General features: G+C 39.0%; 15 protein-coding genes. 1 reads left to right on the top strand and 14 read right to left on the bottom strand.

The window, feature by feature from the left end:
* Positions 1 to 68: 68 nt before the first annotated feature.
* Together QM450_RS07960 and QM450_RS07955 are read right to left on the bottom strand one after the other, a co-directional pair.
* The gene (locus QM450_RS07960; RefSeq protein ID WP_414320224.1) at positions 69 to 1,298 is read right to left on the bottom strand and encodes a tetratricopeptide repeat protein; all 1,230 of its coding nucleotides are present in this window, start codon (positions 1,296 to 1,298) and stop codon (positions 69 to 71) included.
* A complete protein-coding gene (locus QM450_RS07955) occupies positions 1,288 to 2,451 on the bottom strand; it encodes an AI-2E family transporter (protein ID WP_153224983.1) in 1,164 nt (387 codons plus the stop codon). The genes QM450_RS07960 and QM450_RS07955 overlap by 11 nt, the downstream gene beginning before the upstream one ends.
* A 209-nt stretch (positions 2,452 to 2,660) precedes the next feature.
* Here QM450_RS07955 and QM450_RS07950 point away from each other — a divergent pair, with 209 nt between their 5' ends.
* Positions 2,661 to 3,668, top strand: a complete 1,008-nt coding sequence (locus QM450_RS07950) for a lactonase family protein (RefSeq protein ID WP_153224984.1) — start codon at positions 2,661 to 2,663, stop codon at positions 3,666 to 3,668.
* Between the two features lie 189 nt (positions 3,669 to 3,857).
* On the opposite strand, the gene QM450_RS07945 is transcribed toward QM450_RS07950, so the two are convergent.
* From QM450_RS07945 to QM450_RS07890, 12 genes are all read right to left on the bottom strand, one after another.
* Entirely contained in the window at positions 3,858 to 4,277 is a 420-nt protein-coding gene (locus QM450_RS07945) for a F0F1 ATP synthase subunit epsilon (protein WP_049503620.1), read from the bottom strand.
* A gap of 10 nt (positions 4,278 to 4,287) precedes the next feature.
* Entirely contained in the window at positions 4,288 to 5,694 is a 1,407-nt protein-coding gene (gene atpD, locus QM450_RS07940) for a F0F1 ATP synthase subunit beta (protein ID WP_153224985.1), read from the bottom strand.
* A gap of 81 nt (positions 5,695 to 5,775) precedes the next feature.
* Positions 5,776 to 6,654, bottom strand: coding sequence for a F0F1 ATP synthase subunit gamma (locus QM450_RS07935; RefSeq protein ID WP_045763457.1), 879 nt, complete (start codon positions 6,652 to 6,654; stop codon positions 5,776 to 5,778).
* A 15-nt stretch (positions 6,655 to 6,669) separates the two neighbouring features.
* Positions 6,670 to 8,175 (bottom strand): F0F1 ATP synthase subunit alpha, encoded by a 1,506-nt coding sequence (gene atpA, locus QM450_RS07930; RefSeq protein ID WP_000996628.1) that lies wholly within the window; start codon positions 8,173 to 8,175, stop codon positions 6,670 to 6,672.
* Positions 8,176 to 8,189: 14 nt separating this feature from the next.
* Positions 8,190 to 8,726 (bottom strand): F0F1 ATP synthase subunit delta, encoded by a 537-nt coding sequence (locus QM450_RS07925; protein WP_049549329.1) that lies wholly within the window; start codon positions 8,724 to 8,726, stop codon positions 8,190 to 8,192.
* On the bottom strand, positions 8,726 to 9,220 hold the full coding sequence (gene atpF, locus QM450_RS07920; RefSeq protein WP_049549328.1) for a F0F1 ATP synthase subunit B: 495 nt from the start codon (positions 9,218 to 9,220) through the stop codon (positions 8,726 to 8,728). Before atpF ends, QM450_RS07925 begins: the two co-directional genes overlap by 1 nt.
* A 13-nt stretch (positions 9,221 to 9,233) precedes the next feature.
* On the bottom strand, positions 9,234 to 9,947 hold the full coding sequence (atpB, locus tag QM450_RS07915; RefSeq protein ID WP_000392856.1) for a F0F1 ATP synthase subunit A: 714 nt from the start codon (positions 9,945 to 9,947) through the stop codon (positions 9,234 to 9,236).
* 34 nt (positions 9,948 to 9,981) lie between these two features.
* Positions 9,982 to 10,182 (bottom strand): F0F1 ATP synthase subunit C, encoded by a 201-nt coding sequence (locus QM450_RS07910; protein ID WP_001054552.1) that lies wholly within the window; start codon positions 10,180 to 10,182, stop codon positions 9,982 to 9,984.
* Positions 10,183 to 10,411: 229 nt separating this feature from the next.
* Positions 10,412 to 10,723, bottom strand: a complete 312-nt coding sequence (locus QM450_RS07905; protein WP_414320223.1) for a CHY zinc finger protein — start codon at positions 10,721 to 10,723, stop codon at positions 10,412 to 10,414.
* Between the two features lie 13 nt (positions 10,724 to 10,736).
* Positions 10,737 to 12,023: a peptidase U32 family protein gene (locus QM450_RS07900; protein ID WP_000169115.1), complete on the bottom strand. Its 1,287-nt coding sequence runs from the start codon at positions 12,021 to 12,023 to the stop codon at positions 10,737 to 10,739.
* 125 nt (positions 12,024 to 12,148) lie between these two features.
* Entirely contained in the window at positions 12,149 to 14,368 is a 2,220-nt protein-coding gene (locus QM450_RS07895; RefSeq protein WP_414320222.1) for a ComEC/Rec2 family competence protein, read from the bottom strand.
* Entirely contained in the window at positions 14,352 to 14,993 is a 642-nt protein-coding gene (locus tag QM450_RS07890) for a helix-hairpin-helix domain-containing protein (protein ID WP_414320221.1), read from the bottom strand. The genes QM450_RS07895 and QM450_RS07890 overlap by 17 nt, the downstream gene beginning before the upstream one ends.
* Between the last annotated feature and the right edge of the window lie 18 nt (positions 14,994 to 15,011).

Here is a 15,011-nt window from a genome sequence, read left to right as displayed (position 1 = left end):
AATTATATATTTTTAAATCTTTCATTTTATAAAAATAGTCGCCTGCTAAGACGACTATTTTGGTATCATCATAAACGTTCATACAAATCTTGCATCTGTATGTCATCAGGAACCAACTTGAGATAGTGTTGGACCTGTTCTTTTGCTTCTTCAAACCTTCCAAGTTCGCGTAATAGATGAATGTATTGCTCTAAAAACTCAGGATTTTCCTTGAGTTCTGAAACCAATGCCTGATAAGATTCATAGGCAACATCCAAATCTTCAGTTTCTTGGTAACTCCGTGCAATCATCCACTTAGTCAAGAGATTTTCTGGCCCATATACTTCTAAGGCTAGAATATCCTCATACCGTTCTTGCTCCTGATACATGGTTGCTAGTCGCAAGAGGATTTCTTCTTGGTCTTCCGCATCTTCTTGAGCTTGAAGAAGATAAGCTTCCGCCTGCTCAGGTTGATGCAATTCGTAAGATAATTGTGAAGCAAGGAGTAGTAAACGTGTTTCAAATGGATTTTTTTCCAAACCTTGTTGAGCTATCAGTAAGGCTTGCTCAGTCTGGTGTTCCTTATGTAGAGCCTGACTATAACCATACTCATACCCTTCAAAATCTGGAGAAATAGTATCCAGCTGTTTAAAATATAAAACTGCCTTTTGATATTCCTCTTGATCAAAGTAAAGACTTGCTAATTCAAATGCAGTCTGATCTTCATAATCTAACTCTAAAGCTTTTTCTAAAAACTCTATGGCTGATTCAAACTTTCCAAGTCGAGCATAGGCAGTTCCAATTCGTTGATAGGTCGAAATCCCTGTCTGCTCATATATTTCACGATTATCCAGTTGAGCATAGCCCTTAATCGCTTCTAAATCATTTCCAAGTTCACTATCTAACTCTGCTAGCCCAAAAATCAATAAAGGATCATCAGAGTAATTAAGAGCTTCTAATAGCTTGTCGCGAGCTACATCCGTCAATCCTTCCATTTGATAGAAATCAGCCTTTAAAACAAGAGCAGATACATAAGAATCGCTATTGGGTTGAATTTCTTCCAGATAAGCAAAAGCTTCTTCGATTTGTCCGTCTTCACTTGCGATACTAGCTAGATTGAGATTTACTTCTGGAAATATTGGAGCTAGTTTTTCATAGATTTGACGAGCTTGTGGATAAAAACCAATACCTTCTAGATAATAAGCCAGTTCCAGAACAAGATCATCAGAGTCTTCTACCAATGCTTTTTGAAAATAGTAATCAGCTCTTGTTAAATCTTGCTGATCCAAAGCTTCAAGCATTTCTTGACTATTGCTCACCTTCAACCTCCTCTTCTAACTCATACAGACCACTAACTTTTTTATACCATTCAAAAATCGCTGAAATAACAACTTTGGCTGAAGCATAAACAGGAATTCCCAATAGGACTCCCCAAACACCAAACATAGAACCAGACGTCAACAAAACGAATAGAATAGTGATTGGATGGATGTTTAGCTGACTACCTAAAATCAATGGAGACACAAAACGACCTTCAATTGTCTGCTCTACGATAAAAACGATAATAACTTTCAAGAGCATAACTGGTCCAGCAATTAACCCTAAGACCAGAGCTGGTATCATAGCAAGGAAACTTCCAAGATAAGGGATAAGATTTAAGACCCCAGCAGTAATACCAAGAGTCACCGCATATCTCAAACCAATAATTTTAAAGAAGATGATAAACATAATCGCTACGATAACAGCAACAGTAATTTGTCCTCTCACATAGTTAGAAAGTTGTTGGTTCACATCCGTTAGAACCTTACCTACTGGTTCTCTCAATTTATTAGGTAAGAATTGTGTGATATGATCTCTCAAACCTTTTCCATCTCTAAGGAGATAAAAGAGCATAAAGGGCATGATAATCAAAGCAACAATGACTTGTGACGTTCCACTAATAAGAGCACTCACCCAGTTCACAGCTTTTGATGAAATATTACTTGCCCAAGCAGTTGCTTGTGTTGAGAATTGAGCCAGAACCTGTTCTAGTTGAGGTCTAAAGTCATCTGGTAACCGCTTAGTTACAAGATCATCAATAACTCTGTCAGCATCTTCGAGATAATTTGGTACATTTTGCGCAAAAATAACTACTTGACGTTGAAGATTTGGAATCGCAACTGCCAGACCAATAATCAAGAGTATGGCAATAATGACAAAGATAATACTAATTGCTAAGACACGATTTATCTTGTACTTCTCCATCAAATCTACCAGTGGATTTAACAAATAAAAAAGCAATCCTGATAAAATAACAGGTAACATGACAACTGATAAAAAATCAACGACAGGGATAAATAAAAAACTAATCTTACTTAAAATAAAAATATTCAGACCTAGTAACAAGGCTACCAAAAAAACTGTAACAGCCTTATTATCTAAAAACCATTTAAAAAACCAAGATAAATTAAAATGTTTCTCTTTTTGTTCCATATCTACTTCCTTTCCTTTGTCCTTTCATTATACCATTTTTATAGGGAATAAACTGTTTTTAAAGTGTTGAGGTGACGATTGAGAACTTTAACAAAGCTACCTTGCATTTTACTAATTTTATACTTAGATGTTTCATACTTTTTTCACTATTTTCTTCAGGCCTCCTAATTTATGATATAATAGAAACATCTTTATTTAGAGGTATAGCTATGATTGAAACAATTTATTTCGGAACTTACACACGTCGTTTATCCCAAGGGATTTATCAAGCTGATTTTGATACAGAAACTGGGCAACTATCCAATCTTAAACTATTTGCAGCTGAGCCAAGTCCCACCTATCTTGCCTTTGATCAAGAAAATCACCTCTACACTGTCGGTAGCAAAGATGGACAAGGTGGAATTGCTGCCTATCAAACAGATGGTACTTTGCTAAACCATGTTGTGACAGAAGGTGCTCCTCACTGTTATGTTGCAGTTGACGAGAAACGTAGCCTAGTATATGGGGCTAACTATCACAAGGGACAAGTTTTGGTCTATAAACGTAAAGAAGATGGTAGTCTAGAATTGGCTGATACAGTTCAGCATAGCGGTCATGGTCCTCATGAAAATCAAACTTCTCCACATGTACACTTTACAGATTTAACACCAGATCAGTATTTAGTGACTTGCGACTTAGGTACTGATGAGGTTACTACTTATGATGTCAATCCAGAAGGAAAACTAAATAAGATAATTACCTACAATTGCAGTCCTGGTGCTGGTGCACGTCACCTTGTTTTTCACAACCACTACAAGATTGCTTATCTCATCTGTGAACTCAATAGTACAATTGAAGTATTGATTTATGATGGTGTTGGTGCATTTGAAAAAATGCAAGTTATTTCTACCCTTCCTGAAGGATTTAATGACTTTAATGGAACTGCTGCTATTCGTCTCTCACAAGATGGAAAATACCTGTACGCATCAAACCGTGGTCATGATTCTATTGTAGTTTACACTATTCTAGCTGATGGTAGTTTAGAATTGTTGGAATTCGTTCCTACAAACGGAAAAACTCCTCGAGATTTTATTCTCTCACCAGACCAAGAATTTCTCATCGCTGTTCATCAGGATTCTGATAATGCAACTGTCTTTAAACGTAATCCAGAGACTGGTCGTCTTGCAGAACTTTCCAATGACTTTCACGTACCTGAAGCGGTTTGCGTCACTTTTTAAACATAGAAAAATGGCGGTGGGACAGAAATCGATAGACAAAGTCTCGATTTTGTAGTCCCAGCCCCGCGAGGATGATTAGGAGCTTTTTGGAGTCTAAAAGACGAACAAAAAGTTCAATCAGCTACCGCGTCAAAGTTTGATTGCTAATAAAAAATGAGGTCGGGATCTTTTTGTCCCAACCTCATTTTTTTATAGTTTATTTCCGACATTGATTCGGTTAATAGCACGTTGTAATGCAATCTTAGCACGACGCTCTTGGTCAATCAAGTGTTTGTCTTGTGCTTCTTCAATTTCACGTTCTGCACGAAGTTTGGCACGTTCTGCACGGCTAATATCGATATCACGAGCACGCTCAGCTGAGTCTGCAATGATAGTAATCACATCATTTGCAATCTCGATGATTCCTCCATTTACTGCTATCCAGTTGACATGAGAATCATCATCAATACGTTTGACTTTAACTTCATCAACTGCTAATACCGCAATCATATTTTGATGTCGTGGCAAGATCCCCATCTCACCATCCAGAGTTCGAACTGATACAAAGCTGGCATGGTGATCATAGACGAGGCCATCTGGTGTCACGATCTGGACAGTTAACTGAGCCATAGATCACCTCTTAAAATCCCATTTTTTCAGCCTTAGCAATAACATCTTCGATTGAACCTACTCCACGGAAGGCATCTTCTGGGAGATGATCGTGTTTTCCATCAAGAATTTCCTTAAATCCACGAACTGTTTCCGCTACTGGAACATAAGAACCTGGTTGACCAGTAAATTGTTCCGCAACGTTGAAGTTTTGTGAAAGGAAGAACTGAATACGACGGGCACGAGCAACCAAAGTTTTTTCTTCATCAGAAAGTTCATCCATACCAAGGATAGCAATGATATCTTGCAATTCATGGTAACGTTGAAGGACACGTTTAACTTCAGCAGCTACTGCATAATGCTCTTCTCCAACGATTTCAGGCGCTAAAGCACGAGAGCTCGAAGCAAGTGGATCAACGGCTGGATAGATACCCAATTGAACCAATTTACGTTCCAAGTTGGTTGTAGAATCCAAGTGGGCGAAAGCTGTTGCTGGCGCTGGGTCAGTATAGTCATCCGCTGGCACGTAGATAGCCTGGATAGAGGTTACAGAACCTTTCTTAGTTGAAGTGATACGTTCTTGCAATTGACCCATTTCTGTTGCGAGGGTTGGTTGGTAACCAACGGCTGATGGCATACGACCCAAAAGGGCAGATACTTCTGAACCAGCTTGTGTGAAACGGAAAATGTTGTCAATAAAGAGAAGAACATCTTGACCTTCTACATCACGGAAGTATTCAGCGATTGTCAAACCAGTAAGGGCAACACGCATACGTGCCCCTGGTGGCTCATTCATCTGACCAAATACCATGGCTGTTTTTTCGATAACGCCTGATTCTTTCATTTCCCAGTAAAGGTCATTCCCTTCACGAGTACGTTCCCCAACACCAGTAAATACTGAGATACCACCGTGTTCTTGGGCAATGTTGTGAATCAATTCTTGGATCAAGACAGTCTTACCAACTCCGGCACCACCGAAGAGTCCGACCTTACCACCTTTAAGATATGGGGCAAGAAGGTCGATAACCTTAATCCCTGTTTCTAAAATTTCTGAAGAGGTAGACAACTCATCAAAAGTAGGTGCTTTTTTATGAATTGGCTGACGCTCTGCATCTTCTCCAAAAGGAGCTTCCAAGTCAATAGTGTCTCCCAAAACGTTGAAGACACGTCCCAAGGTTTCTTTACCTACTGGTACAGAGATTGGGCGACCTGTGTCCAATACTTCCATTCCACGAGTCAAACCATCTGTTGATTCCATGGCGATGGTACGAATCATACCATCCCCCAACTCTAAGGCTACTTCAAGGACGATTTTTGTTTTCTTTTCGTCATTTTTGTAGACGACAAGTGCATTGTTAATCTCAGGAAGTTTTTCCCCTGCTGCAAACAAAACGTCTACAACGGGTCCGATAATCTGAGCAATTTTACCTGAACTCATCTCCTTCTCCTATTCTATATAAGATACTGTCGGTTCCTAGTTTTGCTAGGTCCTAAGTTCATTGATATGAGCAGGATGGCTTTATTCTAAAGCGCTAGCTCCTGCCACGATTTCTGTGATTTCTTGTGTAATCGCCGCCTGTCTAGCACGGTTATACTGGATTGTCAAATCATTAATCACTTTTTTTGCATTATCAGTCGCTGTTTGCATGGCTGTCATACCTGCAGCATTTTCAGCTGTCTTGGCATCAATAATAGCACCATAAATCATACTTTCTGCAAACTGTGGTAGCAATTGATCCAAGATTTCTTCACGACTTGTTTCAAGGTCAAAGGTCAAGCTATAGTTATCATCTGCTTCATTTGGATCCAAGTCCACGATTGGAAGCATCTGTTCTACACGCATTTGACTTGTCAATGTATTCACGTGGTGGTTGTAGCAAACGTAGAGCTCATCGAAAAGTTCGTTTTGATACATTTCAATCGTTTTTGTGATAATCTTACGAACTTCATCAAAACTTGGTTGGCTTGCAAGTCCACGCAATTCATAGATTGGTTGAATACCGCGTGATTTGAAGAAATCGGCTCCCATACCACCAATACAGATGACTTCAAAATCATCACCTGAAGGATGGTATTCTTGCTGGATTTCCATGACAGCTTTTAAGATTGAAGAATTATATCCTCCAACAAGACCACGGTCAGATGTAATGACGATATAGCCTGTTTTTTTGACGGGGCGACTAATCAACATTGGGTTTGTTGATCCGCCAGCGCCATCTCCGTGAAGGATATCTGTAACCAGTTTACGTACTTTTTGTGCATAAACTTGGAAGTTACGTGCTGCTTCTTCAGAACGACCTAACTTAGCTGCAGAAACCATCTGCATTGCGTTAGTGATTTGACTAGTATTTTTTGTTGAGGCGATTTTTGTTTTAATATCATTTAGAGATACTGCCATCTGACACCTCTATTCTTATTGGAAGCTTGATTGATTGAGAAACTCAGTAATCGCAGCATCCAAGACTGCTTCATCTGGCAAGTCTTTTGTTTCACGAATGGTTTCCAAAATTTCAGGATGTTGAGCATCAAAGAACATATGGAACTCTTCTTCGAAACGAACGATATCGTCTACAGGAATTGTATCCAAGAAACCATGTGTTAAAGCATAGAGAATAGTAACTTGTTTCTCAACAGGTAATGGTTTGTGAACAGGTTGTTTCAATACTTCTACAGTACGACGACCACGGTTCAATTTAGCCTGAGTAGCCGCATCCAAGTCAGAACCAAATTTAGTGAAGGCTTCCAACTCACGGTATGAAGCAAGGTCAATACGGAGTGTACCAGCAACTTTCTTCATGGCTTTAATCTGTGCAGAACCACCAACACGCGATACAGAAGAACCCGCATCAATGGCCGGACGAATACCCGCGTTAAAGAGTCCATCGCCAAGGAAGATTTGTCCATCCGTAATAGAGATTACGTTTGTGGCGATATAGGCTGAGATATCTCCTGCTTGCGTCTCGATAAATGGAAGAGCTGTGATAGATCCACCACCCAATTCATCCGAAACTTTAGCAGAACGCTCAAGTAGACGACTGTGAAGATAGAAGACATCCCCTGGGAAGGCTTCACGACCTGGTGGACGACGGAGCAAGAGAGAAAGTTCACGATAAGCTACCGCTTGTTTAGATAAGTCATCATAAACGATCAAGACATGCTTACCTTGGTACATAAATTCTTCGGCCATAGCAACCCCTGCATAAGGTGCAAGGAAAAGCAATGGTGAAGGTTGTGAAGCTGACGCTGTCACGACAATTGTGTAATCCAAGGCTCCATACTGGCGAAGTGTTTCTACTTGTGTACGAACTGTTGATTCTTTTTGACCAATCGCTACATAGATACAGATCATATCTTGACCTTTTTGGTTCAAGATTGCATCGATAGCGATGGTGGTTTTCCCTGTTTGACGGTCACCGATAATCAACTCACGTTGACCACGACCGATTGGAACAAGGGCATCAATAGCTTTCAAACCAGTTTGCAATGGTTCTGATACTGATTTACGTTGCATTACCCCAGGTGCTGGTGCTTCAACTGGACGAGTCTTGTTTGTGTCGATTGGACCAAGTCCGTCTACAGGACGACCAAGTGGATCCACGACACGTCCAATCAAGCTATCACCAACTGGAACTTCCATGATTTTTCCTGTACGACGAATGGTGTCGCCTTCGCGGATATCTGTAAAGTCTCCAAGGATGATAATACCAACATCTGTTGATTCTAAGTTTTGCGCCATACCATAAGAGCCGTTTTCAAAAATCAACAACTCTCCACTCATGGCATTTTCAAGGCCATGAGCACGCGCAATTCCGTCCCCGATGTAGGTTACAACACCAGTTTCAGTCACATCAAAATTGGGTTTGAAATTTTCAATTTGTTGCTTAATTAAAGCGCTGATTTCTTGTGCGTTAATTGCCAAAAGAACACCACTTTCTATTTCAAATTTTCCTTAACAACTTTAAGTTGTTGTTTAATACTAACATCAATTGTCTTGTGATTGGCGATAATAACAAAACCACCGATTAAACTATCGTCGATTTCTTCTTTAATGCTACGCACTTTTAAAGACATCTTTTTCTCTATAATTGGAAGCAAACGTTCTTTTTGTTCATCCGTTAGAGGATGAGCAGACATAATCGTTACTTCAAAACGATTGGTTTCTCTCTCAAGACGGTTTAAACAATCTACAATCACATCATAAAAAAGATTTGATCGATGATTGTACAACAGAACTTGAATGAAGTTTTGTAATAATGGCGATGCAGAATCTTGGAAATAACTGACTGTTTTTTCCTTGTCAGACTCATCCACATCCACCTGAGCCAAAAAAGAAGGCAAGTCTGTTTCTTCAGCGACTTGCTTAATCTGGGTCAAGTCTGAGAAGATAGAATCTTCTTCTCCTTTTTCAATCACCAATTGGACAAAAGGCATGCTGTATTTTTCAATTACCTTTACTGTCTTTTTGTCCATTAAGCTTCTCCTAGCTGATCGATATACTGATCAATGAGTTCTTTATGGGCATGACCGTCAAGGTTTTGTGAGATGATTTTCCCAGCTAGACTAACTGTCAAATCTGCTACCTCACCTTTAACGCTTTGTAAAGCCTCAGCTTTGTTTTGCGCAATTTCTTGGTTAGCTTTTTCTTTCAAGCGACCAGCTTCTAGCTTAGCTTCAGCTAGAATATCTGATTTGCTCTTTTCAGCTGTCTCCTTGGCATTCTCGATGATAGTTTTAGCTTCGCTTCGGCTACCTGCTAATTCATCTTCACGCTTTTGAGCAAGAGTTTCTGCTTTTTGACGAGCTTGTTCAGCACCATCAATATCAGCAGCGATCTTTTCAGCGCGTTCTTCGAAGACAGTTGTCAAGTTTGACCATGCGAATTTTTTGACTAAGACGATCAAAAGGATAAAAGAGCCAGCAATTAAAATAAAGTTACCAATCAATTCACCTACTGTTACGTGCATCATTTACTCCTTTCTACTCTTCATCATTAATTTTATTTCCTAGATACATAGAAGACAAGACTGTGAATACATAGGCCTGAACACAGGAAATAAACACAGAAAATGCCGTCCAGACAAGATTGGTAACAAATGCGACTGGATACCAATAAAGTGCCTGATGAGAGAGAGTAATAAGCAGGCTTGCCATCACTTCTCCGGCAAAGATATTCCCGAACACCCGCAAAGCAAGTGAAAGGAAATTCGTGACTTCTTCAAGGAGATTCATCGGTGTCATGAAACCTGGGGTTACAAAACCTTTTAGATATTTTTTAACACCGCGACGACGAATTCCTTCAATATGGGTCATCAGGATAATTCCGAATGACAAGGCCAAGTCAAACTGGAGATTTGCTGTTGGCGATGTCCAAAGGTTTGTCCCATCTGTAGTTTGAAGTTTCGCCATCAAACCAAGATTATTTGCGATAACCATAAAAAGAAATAAACACAAGTAAAAGAGTGAGTAATCTTTCATGTACCGTGAACCTACGTTAGGTTCTGTAAATCCGACAACAAAGTCATAGAGATACTCGAGTACATTTTGCTTTCCTTTGGGTTTTACAGTCATATTGCGACTTGCCCAATAGATAAAGCCAAAAATAAGTGCCACCGACAACAAAGTCAATGCTGTCAAGGTTAAATCAAAGGTAACAGGACCAATATTGATGGTTGGATTGATACTTTCTTCCATCTAGAATCCTCCCTTTTCCATTTTATACTTCTCTTTATTTGATGATAAATGAAAATACGAGAGTTACAAAGAATGTTCCTTCGATAAAGGCAATCCCCATGATCATCAAACTACGCAATTGAGGGATGATATCTGGTTGGCGTGCTGCAGATTTGAACAAACCGTTCATCAAAAATCCTTCTGCAAGAGATACACCCATACAGGCAAGACATAGACCGAAAAATGTTAAATTCATGACGAATTCTCCTTTTTTAAATTAAATTTACTTCCCTAGTTTAGTCCTAAAATTTGCTTTTGTCAACTCTTTACTAGCATTGAAAGCGTTTCTAATCATTTATTTCTATTTTTATGATTTTCAAGACAATTATATAGAAAATTTTAATGTCTTTTCAGGTTATTTTCCTTATCTTTCCTATTTTTCTGAAAACAAAAATCCAAGTTTTACAACCTGGATTTATCGTTTCTTATTTAAAATAATAAGAATGGTGACTCTGGCAAGCTGGATTAAATGTAGCTTTACAATAAGGACAGCTGCCTTTCTCTGTGTATTCCTCATAAGTTAGTATCTTCTTACAGGAACCACATAAGATAGGTTTATTCTCTTTAAGTCTTAAAGGGTAGGGAGAAAATGTGTGCTCCTCTAGCGCATTGTGACACTGATAACAGGCATAGTATTTCTTACACTCATAACACTGGAGCGCTACGATATCTTTATCACTATGGTAATGAACACATCTGCTTTCATTATCTACTAGTAATCCATGAGCTTGAACCATTGACTTTCCTTATCTATGCACGAACTGTGACGCTTGTTCCATCTTCTTTGTAAAGATTGATCAAGCCTTCTTTCAAAGCACGGACCATATCACCTGCTTGTACTGGTTGTGGAACCTTGATGGTTAAAAGTTCCATTGGATTTGGTGCACGGTCAATCTTATTACCTTTGGCATCGTGAAGGTCTTCGATATAAGTTTCAAAATGGCGGAAACCTGGGCCATAAAACTCAACTTGGTCTCCTTCGTTGATAACGTTACGTTGGCGAATAGTTGCTGTTTGTGTTGCATCATCATAAGCTACTACTTCAGCAACAAACTTGTATTCTGGAATCTTACGACGAGCACCAAACAATTGTTCATTTTCAGATGGTGTCCCGTAGTAGAAACCTGTAGCCAATTCACGTTGGGCAACCTTCCACATTTCATCAATCAAGTCTTGCTTGATAGCTTCAAACTTTTCAGGACTTTCAAGGTAGGCATCAACCGCAGCCTTGTAGCAGTTTGTCACCGTTGAAACATAGTGGATAGACTTCATACGACCTTCAATCTTCAAACTATCCACACCATTTTCAATCATATCTGGGATATGGTCAATCATAGACATATCAACAGCTGACATTGAAAATTCTTCAGGAATTTCTCCCTTGAGACTCTTACGTTCTTTACCAAATGGCATATCGTAAAGGTCATATTTCCAACGGCAAGATTGTGAACATCCACCACGGTTGGCGTCACGCATACTCATATGGTTAGAAAGGGTACAACGACCAGAGTATGAAATACACATCGCACCATGTACGAAGGCTTCAATCTCTACGTCTGTACGTTTGCGAATTTCTGCCAATTCTTCCATAGAAACCTCACGCGCCAAAACAACGCGAGTCAATCCAAGTTCTTTCCAGAATTCAAGAGTTTCATAGTTGGTCGCACTAGCTTGTGTTGAAAGGTGGATTTCAAGTCCTGGTGCTTCTGTTGCTGCAATCATGATTAAGGCAGGGTCAGAAACGATAACCGCTGCAATACCAATATCACGCAACTTACGGAACCATTCTCCTGCACCTTCTTCATTTCCTTCGTGCATAACCATATTAGCAGCCACATATACCTTAGCTCCATACTTAGCCGCGAACTGAACTCCTTCTTCCATTTGTTCGAAAGTGAAGTTTCCCGCACGGCTACGTAGACCATAGGCCTGACCACCGATAAAGACTGCATCTGCTCCATATTGAACAGCTACTTTTAGTTTTTCTAAAGTTCCTGCAGGTGATAAAACCTCAGGACGTTTTAAAGTTTTTGTCATTTTTTCTCCTATTTGCAATATAAAAGTTTGACACCAATCTTAACTATTTTATAGTAAACAGGATTCAAAATCAAGCCTTGAATGATTGTTTAGACAATTTTAATGTTTAGTTTTCTCTGAAAACGTTATTGAACAGTTTCAACATTCCAAGTAGTCCATCCCTTGAAACGAATGGCGCCCTTTTTGTCAGTTTTTAATACCAAATTCTCAAGTTCTTTATCTTCTTGGTTATTCTCCCCATTTTTAACTTTAAATGATTTTTTCTTGTCTATTGAAATAACAGTGATTTTAGGGTGTACATTTTTGAAGATTTCGATATCTGTCTTTTTCTTCGATGCTTGCTGATGAGTTATTACTACATCTGCTTGGTGTTTTGAGGAATGACTCGTCAAGAACTTTTCCTCTGTATTTCCAGTAACTAGAAAGGTTTGGTTTAGTAACTTTCCATACATTGTAATTGAATCACTTTTATCCTTATTTTGAGTTGTGATTACTTCCAAATTACTCCCAAAAATAGGTAACTGCTGTCCAGTTTTGATGGCAACTATCTTGACTTTGCTTTCCTTCAACTTATCCATGAATTCTCTCTGTGATAGAGTTTCTTCAGTTACTAGAATCTCTCTAAGCTGGAAGGCTTTACTGATTTCTAACACATGATCTAACTGCTTAGTATCACTAGTCGTCAGAACCAACTGATCAATCTTGGCCACTCCTCGACTTTTCAGATAAGGAATTAAACCACGTTTGGCATTACTGGTAATAACTTTCTCCTGCCAGACTTCTTTCTTGTCACGTTCAGATTTTTCTCCGACATCCAGTAGTATGGTCTTTCCAGTCATGTCTCTTAGGAAAATACTTCGTCCCTGTTCCATATCTAGGACTGTGATTTCATTTTCTAGTGGATGCTTGGTTACTAAAAAGAATGAGATGGCAACTATGACAAGCATAGATATTTTTTTCAAATTCTTTCGATAGTCATAGATGAGAGCTAAAGTAATCAAAAGAAGGATTAAAATCCAAAGACTCGGCTGTCCAAAAACAAGTGGCCTCGTAGATAGCTGAGAAATATAGCGTATGATATTTTCTAGCCATTCAAAGAGAAAGTTGAACTGGGTGATGGGATATATAAATGACAGACAGAAGATAATCGATAAGAGTGGTAACAGAACCATATCAAATAAGAATGAAAAAGCAAAGGTCAAGAGAATGGACCACGGTTGAAATTCAGAAAAGTAAAAAGATAAAATTGGCAGAATTCCCAAGGTAATAATGCAACTCTCTCTAACCAAACCTTTTATCCCTGCTACTTCCTCACCAGTCATTGTCAGGATAAAGGCATAAGCACAGGAAAGAACCCCTCCAGCTGTTAAGAAAAAGTTCGGCATGATAAGAAATAGAATAAGAATCGTTAAAGCAAAATTATCCAGTGACTTAAAGTCATGCTGAGCCAATAGCTTTTGTAGAAGACTACGAATAACTGAAGCTGAAAATCCTGTCAAGCCTGCATAAAACAAAGAAAAGGGATAAGCTAGCCATTTGAACTTCTCTTGTGTCAAGCCCAATCGCAAGAGTGACTTTTTAAAAGCATTCATGAAAAATCCGACCTGCATTCCAGACAAAGCAAAAAGATGAATAATCCCTAGGCTGGAATAAAGTTCATTCATTTCCTCAAAGTCTGTATCTAAATGTCCCAATAAAAGGCCTGTCATATAATTGCGCATGGGATCGGGAAAATTCCTTTTTATCCAGGCAACTGCTTTTCTCCGCAAACTTGATAGATTTTCTCCAATATCCCAACTGGAAATTTGCTTTAATTCCACAATTTCGGATATAGTCAAGGTCTGATAAATTCCTTGTGTTTTGAGATAGTTTCGATAATCAAAACCCGCAAAATTACTGGCACCTTGAGGACTAGCTAGCTTTCCTTTCATTACAATCTCATGTAGTTCAGACAACTCTTGAAATTTTTCCTTTTCAGCTTCTGACTGGAGTTTATAATAGACCTGAAAGAGTCTGCCCTCAGCCTTGCCACGAAAAGATAAGCTATCTCCATTTACCTTGATGGTATCCGGTAATATTCGCACTGTATCAACCGTGTCTACAAGATTCAGACTGACTTCGTCTTGCTGCCATTTTTGAAAAATAAACCAACTCCCAAAAAGTCCACAAATCAAGAGGACCTTGGTCACAGTCTTCCATGGAAATTGGAAAAAGAGGCAGACTAGTAAAAAGACAAGGTCCAAGAGTGCTAGAAAGCTTGCAGAAAAAATTGCATAGTAGAGCCATAGCAAAAGAAAACTGAGATAGATTTTTGGGAAAGGAAAGCGACTAATCCACTGTAACATACTCTTTTAACTTTTCTATCGTTTTTGTACCAATACCAGAAACCTTTTTGAGCTCATCAACTGACTTAAACTTACCGTTGGAATCACGATGGTCGATAATATCTTGAGCACGTTTAGCACCTAATCCTTTGACTTGTTTTAACTCTTCAAGACTGGCTTTATTGAGATTAACCTTCTTGCTTTCCTTATTTCCAGTAGCATTTGAATAATACTCTTGGTTAGCCGCTTCTTCCTTAGTAGGGACATAGACCAGCGCTTCATCACTAATCTTCTGGGCAAGGTTGATAGACTTACTATCAGCATTGTCTATCAAGCCACCAGCTTTCTGGACAGCATCATTGACCCGACTTCCCACTGGTAAATCGTAAATCCCTGGTGTTTTGACAGCACCTTTGACATCTACAGTAATCAAATTTTGCTCCACCACTTCTTCCTTCTGATTTTTATCTTCCTTTTCATCCGTCGAATCCTTAGAAATAACTGCAACTTCCGTTTGCAAATTACTTTCCTTGGCAGGTGTTTGAGCGACTGGCTTTAGGAGGAAAAATCCACCCAAGACTAAACCCAAAATAGCACAGATAACAATGATTTTATATTCTTTGATTTTCTCAATAAGTTCTTCCATATTTTCTCCTCTCTTAGC

Origin of the sequence: Streptococcus infantis (assembly GCF_047464615.1) — a bacterium.
Lineage (GTDB): Bacteria > Bacillota > Bacilli > Lactobacillales > Streptococcaceae > Streptococcus > Streptococcus infantis_Y.
This window is presented reverse-complemented; position numbering and strand designations above follow the sequence as displayed.

Bases quoted from the DNA above. Each gene is read 5' to 3' on its own strand.
- QM450_RS07945 (WP_049503620.1), bottom strand. From the start codon at position 4,277: ATGGCTCAGTTAACTGTCCAGATCGTGACACCAGATGGCCTCGTCTAT.
- atpD (WP_153224985.1), bottom strand. From the start codon at position 5,694: ATGAGTTCAGGTAAAATTGCTCAGATTATCGGACCCGTTGTAGACGTT.
- QM450_RS07905 (WP_414320223.1), bottom strand. From the start codon at position 10,723: ATGGTTCAAGCTCATGGATTACTAGTAGATAATGAAAGCAGATGTGTT.
- atpB (WP_000392856.1), bottom strand. From the start codon at position 9,947: ATGGAAGAAAGTATCAATCCAACCATCAATATTGGTCCTGTTACCTTT.
- QM450_RS07890 (WP_414320221.1), bottom strand. From the start codon at position 14,993: ATGGAAGAACTTATTGAGAAAATCAAAGAATATAAAATCATTGTTATC.
- QM450_RS07935 (WP_045763457.1), bottom strand. From the start codon at position 6,654: ATGGCAGTATCTCTAAATGATATTAAAACAAAAATCGCCTCAACAAAA.
- atpF (WP_049549328.1), bottom strand. From the start codon at position 9,220: ATGCACGTAACAGTAGGTGAATTGATTGGTAACTTTATTTTAATTGCT.
- QM450_RS07895 (WP_414320222.1), bottom strand. From the start codon at position 14,368: ATGTTACAGTGGATTAGTCGCTTTCCTTTCCCAAAAATCTATCTCAGT.
- QM450_RS07925 (WP_049549329.1), bottom strand. From the start codon at position 8,726: ATGGACAAAAAGACAGTAAAGGTAATTGAAAAATACAGCATGCCTTTT.
- QM450_RS07900 (WP_000169115.1), bottom strand. From the start codon at position 12,023: ATGACAAAAACTTTAAAACGTCCTGAGGTTTTATCACCTGCAGGAACT.
- QM450_RS07950 (WP_153224984.1), top strand. From the start codon at position 2,661: ATGATTGAAACAATTTATTTCGGAACTTACACACGTCGTTTATCCCAA.
- QM450_RS07955 (WP_153224983.1), bottom strand. From the start codon at position 2,451: ATGGAACAAAAAGAGAAACATTTTAATTTATCTTGGTTTTTTAAATGG.
- QM450_RS07910 (WP_001054552.1), bottom strand. From the start codon at position 10,182: ATGAATTTAACATTTTTCGGTCTATGTCTTGCCTGTATGGGTGTATCT.